Raw genomic sequence first — 6241 nt, 5'->3', positions numbered from 1 at the left:
ACTCACTTCCTTTAGTGCCAATTTTAGCAGTTCGTTTGACAGTCATCCTCATATGGAATATAAAAAACGTTTGGGTTCAAAAATATACTCACGAGAGAGTTTTTTAAAACGATGGGTTAAAGCTACAAAAGATCAAAAAAGAAAGGAGTTATAAAATGAATGACACAACAGATATTACAACTTTAACAATTAGAATAGGAATCTTTTTAGTAATTGCGGGGATTTTTTTCTTTGTTCTAAAATCTAAGAAGGGTTAAAGAGGATCTTTAATCCTCTTTAATGATATTGTCAAGATACTCAAAAAGCTCTAACGATGCTTCTTCTGCATCTTTAAAGAGTGCAATAATCTCATCAATATCTCTACTGTCAAGTTTTTGCATCGCTTTAGCAATGGCATCATGCACTTGTTTATGTGGTACTTCAATAGATTGGAATGCATTTGTTTTACCAAAATGCCCTTTCCCCTCTTCTGCATACCATTTTCCTAACCTACAGCTATTATGGTCTGTCAGTTGGAAATTGAGTTTTCCTTCAAGCATTGACGAATAAGCATTGTTTTTATAAACCATATGATCAAGTTTTGCCATATTTGCAAAGAGTTCATGACCAATGATTTCGTTATCTTTTGTAATCACTTTACTATTTTCAATAAGTTGAGAGAGTATCTCTACAAACTCATCAAGTGTCTGTTGCGATTCTACTGAATGCTCTTCAATTTTTTCACTGTTTTCACTCATACTCATAGAGTTTTGTTTAAGTACACTGATATTCGCTTCTACTTCACTTGTCGCTTTTTGCGTACGTTCTGCTAGTTTTCTTACTTCATCTGCAACAACGGCAAAACCACGTCCATGTTCACCTGCACGCGCAGCTTCTATGGCAGCATTGAGCGCTAAGAGATTTGTCTGGTCAGAAATATCTTTAATAAGAGAGATGACATTGAAAATCTCTTCTACATTTGAGTTAAGCTCTTCAGCGGAGTGTCTTGACTCACTTATCATCTCTGTAATATTGTTGATAGCCTGTTTAATATTACCTGTTGATTCTGTAACCTCTAAAATAACCTCTGAAGTTTTTGCATTGAGTTCATTTGCCTGATTCACACTCTCAACACTTTTTTCCATACTTCTACGTAAGTTATCTGCATTTTTAACAGCACCACCTATCATTTCAGAAGAGAGTGCCAATGTCAGTTTATTGTTCTCTACAACCGATTCAGCTACTTTAGCGGCCTCTTCAGCTTTCTTAGCTTCTTCTTGTGCATCGAGTGCAATTTTTTCTACCTTATCTAAGAAAGCATTGAAACTTTTACTTGCACGCCCAAGTTCATCATTACTTTTTACCGGTAAACGTTTGCTAAGATCTGCATCACCTTGTGCTAGTTCACTTACCACATTATCAAGGTTGAGTATTGGTTCTGTTACAGATTTTTTAATAATAAGTAATAAGAAGAGAAGCATTAGCAAGTCAAAAAAGGCTATAATATAGACCTGTTTTTGCAGAGACTCTTCTGACTGAGATATGACACTGTTAACATTTTCAATATTTTCACCGATAACTGCGTAAGCAACAACTTTACCTGAAAAATCTTTTATAGCTTTAGAGACTAGAAAATATTTATCTGTAATCTGAAAACCATCTACTTTATCAATTTGTGCATTTTTAAGATTGTTGAGGAAGTCGTTATCCACTACATTCTTTTTTACTGCCAATGTATAGTTGCCGATCTTTGGAGCATCTTTTAGTTTCGTAGCGATAGGAAGAAACTCATTTTTCATAACAATGACTATCTCGTAACCATTGACCTTTCTTGCTGTTTTTACAATTGAGTTGAGCCCTTGCATAAACTCTACAGAACCTAAATATTTACCATCGACAATAACAGGTGATAAACCTCGTAGAACAAGCCCGGCACGACCAAGTTCAATGGCAACTATCGGTTTTTTGTCTTTTTTTACTGCTACTATCGTATTTCTAAATCCACTTAGGTCATCACCAAATTTTTTAGGCTTCCAGGCACGTAAAAAACTGTGAATATTAGCATCATGAATATGTACTTTGATGTTTTTATAGTTCGTGTATGTCTTGAACTCTTCAGAGAGCGATTTGAGTCCATCGATTGCAATCTCTCTGTTGTTCTCTAACAGTGCACGAATAACACTGTAGTTCTTAGAGATATTGATCGCATTGGTTAATCCTATATCTCTTTTGCCGCGCATTAATTCTGCATATGTAGACTCTAGAGAGTTTTTCTCTTTTGAATACACATCATTTGTCAACTCATCTATTGAATATAAATAATTAATTAAGATTATTAACAAGCCTATGACAATAGAAACAATGAGCGGAATGTGTATCTTTTTGCTAATTGAAATAGATTTAAAGTCCATATCTCTCCCCCTTTTTATACTTTCACCACTAATTTTATACTAATTTTATAAAATTAGTGGTGAAAATAATTATTTATACATGCAAAAGAACAACCTTTACTAGGTTATTCTTTTCTAGATGCTATTTTAACTCTCCGTTTCCATAATGTTCAAAAAGATAATCTGTAACAATTTTTGCATCTTCTTTAGGGATAGGTGCTTTAAAATGAGTGATCATTTTATCAACTTTCTTTTTCCAAAAAAGACGTGATTGAGGACCTTGATTGATAATATACCCAAATGAGTGACACATAAGACAATTTGCCTGCACTGCATCAAACCCTTTTCCCATTTTAATCTGATATGCAATATATGGAACTTCAACATCACCTTTTACCTGTGCAAAAAGTGAACCTACTGACAACATAACTAATAATAATATTTTATTCATTCTTTTTTTCCTTATACAACTTCTACTGTAACTTCATCTATGCCGTTATATTTATAACCGCCATGATTCCATCCGATATCTTTTGCAAATGGTTGTTCCTTACCTAAACGGTTTACAGCTTTTGCCATAAATGTAACTTTTCCATATTTAGTAGGTTTAAAAGCATATCTGAATTCAGTATAAGCATAACGTCCATTTTCTTGTTTTAGTTCTGCTTTGTCCCAACTCTTGCCACCATCAGTAGATATATAAACATCTTTGATACCTGTTCCATCATCAAACGCAACACCACGAACAACAACATGAGAGTTATGATATACCTTCATACCGTTTTCAGGGTATCCGATAACTGATTTTACATTCATTGTAGTAATAGGTTTTGTTGGCTTAAACTTATGTTCTGGAGTTTCACTTTCAGTTTTGTTGTCTGGCACACGATACGCAACATCCATAAAAAAGAGTGATTTATACTTGTTTGTAACAGTGATATTACTAAGCATTTTTACCCAGCTGTCTGAGTAATATCCCGGAATAACCAAACGAAGCGGATACCCATTCAAGTATGGAAGATCTTCACCATTCATTTCATATGCAACGATAACATGGTCATCTAGCTCTTCCATCTCTAATTCACGAACAAAGTTCGGTGTTTCATAATAAGCCGCATTGTCCTTTCCGTTAAATCCGATCCAGTGTGCATCTTTTTTAAGACCTGCTTTATGTAAAAGGTCACGGAGTCTTACCCCTTTCCATTTAGCACAACCCATAGCACCACTTCCCCACTGGATACCACCGGCAATAGGTGTGAATGCAGAACGACTGTTACCACCACACTGCAGTACGGCAGTAACTTCAACTTGTTCAAAATCCTCTTTTAACTCTTTTAAAGAAATCTCTAACTCTTTTTCTACAAGTCCATTGATTTTAATAGTATATTTGTCTGGGTCTATATGTGTAGGAATATCCGGAAGGTGCCAACGCACAAAAAATTCATCATTCTCTGTAATACCTCTTGCAAACGTGCTTCTTGGTGATTCTAAAAGTGGTGGTCTGTCAGAATATGTAATAAGCGGTCGTTTCTCAGGGAATGCCATATCTGATACTTTTCTGCTGTCTATTGGTTGATGTGTTTCGCCAGCAGATAAAGTAGTAGATGATCCTAAAACTGCTGCAGATGCAACAATAGAAGTCTTTAAAAACTCTCTTCTCTTCATAAGTTTTCCTTATAACTTTTAAATATAGCTCTTATTATATCAATTTATGTTTAAACATAATTAAATAGTAGAAACTAGCACTATTTTGCCTTGTAATATTTACCTGTAATTGGCTTGTCTACAACTCCTTGCGCAGAAATAAATTTGATAGGAAGAGACTCTGTCTTTAATGTTCTCACTGCTTTAAATACTGCAAAGTGAAGATGCGGTCCATTTGTATAACCTGTATTTCCTGAATATCCCAAAGCACTGCCTCTATCTACTCTCTCTCCGACACTTACAAGCACGCCACCTTTTTTTAGATGATAATATGTTCCGAATGTTCCATCATCATGAAGGACAATAACATAATTACCATATTTTGCAAAAGCTTTCGAAAAGCCTTTTTTGTTGGAGTCATCTTTTGTTTTTACAACAATACCACCTCGTGCAGCATAGATTTTTGTACCAATATCCATCTTAAAATCCACTGCATACTCCGAGTGCCCTTTATGAGTGCTCTTTCCATGAAAACCTTGAGAGACCATATGTGACTCCCCTACTCTAAAGGGAAGCCTATAAAGATACTTCTTATCTGGTCTGACATCTTTTGAACCGATTATCCAATTATATTGAAATGAATAACGTGCATTTGCAGCTCTATAATACAAGCGGGCATAGCGCATTTTTGATTTTGCTTTAATGACAAAGACAGAATCTTTGTAACATGACTCTTGAATGTTTTTATATTGTGATTTGACTTTAATGGTTACATCATAAAAGTTTGTATTGGTAAAAAAGATATCTACATACTTTTTGTACTTTTTTGTTGTTGCATAAACATCTTTATATGTAGAATAACTCTCTTTTTGTGAGCTAAAGCGTGATGATTTTGTTTGGTTGAAAAATTCCTGCGATGTTGCATTTAAAAGCTCTTTCTCTTGTATAAAATGCTCAAGCAATTTGCTTTTTTTCTTATCTTTATGTTTTTTATAGTATCTAATTGCACGCTCACGCAAGGAGTTTGGCCCAAGCAGTGTTTCTAGATTGTATGATGTCAGTTTGATGAAATCCTCATAATCATCATCTTCTATTGCTTTTATAATTTCACGGTGCAAAAGATGTATCAGATAATCATACTCTTTTTGAAGCTCACGCAATGCTTTTAAATAGGCAAGTTTTTCTACTTTAATTTCACTTTTATCTACTGAGAACCCTTGCTCTTTTAAAGCTTTGCTTTTTCTTTGAAATGAGACTATCTCTTTTTGTATAAGTGGCATATTTGAGAAGTGTGAGAGCTGACTGGAAGCTTTGTAAAGTGGTGTACCCAAAGAAGCAAAAGTTTTTGGGTACTCACCAGCATAGAGAGAAGTTAATAAAAGTAGAAAAACAAAGAGTGTTCTAATGCTATGTGACATACTTTGGTATCAGACTTTTTATCTTTTTATAAATCTTATCAAAATCAGTTGAGTACACACGTGTATGTCCAATGGAAGTAATGAAGTTCGTATCTCTCTCCCAACGAGGTACAAGATGCATATGAATATGCTCTGCAATACCCGCACCTGCAGCTGCACCCAAGTTCATCCCGATGTTTACACCTCGGGCATTAAGACCTTCTTTTAAAAGCTTTACCCCCTGCTGTGCTAAAGCCGACATATGCAGCCATATCTCACTTGGCAATGCTTCTAGTTTATCTGTATGTACATTTGGAATAATCATAAAATGTCCAGGGGTGTAAGGATACTTGTTCATCACCATAAAACAGTGCTCATCACGGTAAAGCACATGCAGTTTTTCATCATCATCTTTGTGAGAGATGATATGGCAAAACACACACCCTTCTATCTTCTCACCTGCAACATATTCATCACGCCACGGAGCATACAAAATATCATTCATCTTCTCTTCCTTATATAAATGCAAATACTAAGTCTGGGAACATTATAACAAGACCAAGTCCTAAAAGCTGTAAAAGAATGAAAGGGATGATTCCTTTGTAGATATCCATCGTCGTTATACTGTTACCCGCTGCACCTTTTAGAAAAAAGAGCGAGAGTCCAAAAGGCGGTGTCAAAAAGGATGCTTGCAGATTCATAGCAATAAGTACTGCAAACCAGATAGGATCAATCCCAAAAGCATCCATAACAGGAACGAGAATCGGCACAATAATAAAACTGATCTCGATAAAGTCAATGAAAAAGCCAAGTACAAAAATGGCAAGCATT

Annotated in this window: 6 protein-coding genes; all 6 read right to left on the bottom strand. The window is 35.1% G+C overall.

From position 1 onward, the window contains the following. Positions 1-266: 266 nt before the first annotated feature. Positions 267-2390, bottom strand: a complete 2124-nt coding sequence (locus tag ES948_RS11195) for a methyl-accepting chemotaxis protein (RefSeq protein WP_152184941.1) — start codon at positions 2388-2390, stop codon at positions 267-269. A 121-nt stretch (positions 2391-2511) separates the two neighbouring features. Further along, positions 2512-2820: a sulfite:cytochrome C oxidoreductase subunit B gene (locus tag ES948_RS10685; RefSeq protein WP_152184940.1), complete on the bottom strand. Its 309-nt coding sequence runs from the start codon at positions 2818-2820 to the stop codon at positions 2512-2514. Between the two features lie 11 nt (positions 2821-2831). Beyond that, positions 2832-4034, bottom strand: coding sequence for a molybdopterin-dependent oxidoreductase (locus ES948_RS10680; protein WP_152184939.1), 1203 nt, complete (start codon positions 4032-4034; stop codon positions 2832-2834). Positions 4035-4114: 80 nt separating this feature from the next. Further along, positions 4115-5431 (bottom strand): M23 family metallopeptidase, encoded by a 1317-nt coding sequence (locus ES948_RS10675; RefSeq protein WP_152184938.1) that lies wholly within the window; start codon positions 5429-5431, stop codon positions 4115-4117. Beyond that, entirely contained in the window at positions 5421-5915 is a 495-nt protein-coding gene (locus ES948_RS10670) for an HIT family protein (RefSeq protein ID WP_152184937.1), read from the bottom strand. The genes ES948_RS10675 and ES948_RS10670 overlap by 11 nt, the downstream gene beginning before the upstream one ends. A 10-nt stretch (positions 5916-5925) precedes the next feature. Next, positions 5926-6241: TRAP transporter large permease subunit (locus ES948_RS10665; RefSeq protein WP_152184936.1), on the bottom strand; the 316-nt coding region annotated here is incomplete at its 5' end.

This window comes from Sulfurimonas indica (assembly GCF_009192995.1).
Taxonomy (GTDB): domain Bacteria; phylum Campylobacterota; class Campylobacteria; order Campylobacterales; family Sulfurimonadaceae; genus Sulfurimonas; species Sulfurimonas indica.
The sequence above is the reverse complement of the archived record's forward strand: the minus strand, read 5'-3'. Positions and strand labels throughout refer to the sequence as shown.

Bases quoted from the DNA above. Each gene is read 5' to 3' on its own strand.
- ES948_RS10685 (WP_152184940.1), bottom strand. From the start codon at position 2,820: ATGAATAAAATATTATTATTAGTTATGTTGTCAGTAGGTTCACTTTTT.
- ES948_RS10670 (WP_152184937.1), bottom strand. From the start codon at position 5,915: ATGAATGATATTTTGTATGCTCCGTGGCGTGATGAATATGTTGCAGGT.
- ES948_RS11195 (WP_152184941.1), bottom strand. From the start codon at position 2,390: ATGGACTTTAAATCTATTTCAATTAGCAAAAAGATACACATTCCGCTC.
- ES948_RS10675 (WP_152184938.1), bottom strand. From the start codon at position 5,431: ATGTCACATAGCATTAGAACACTCTTTGTTTTTCTACTTTTATTAACT.
- ES948_RS10680 (WP_152184939.1), bottom strand. From the start codon at position 4,034: ATGAAGAGAAGAGAGTTTTTAAAGACTTCTATTGTTGCATCTGCAGCA.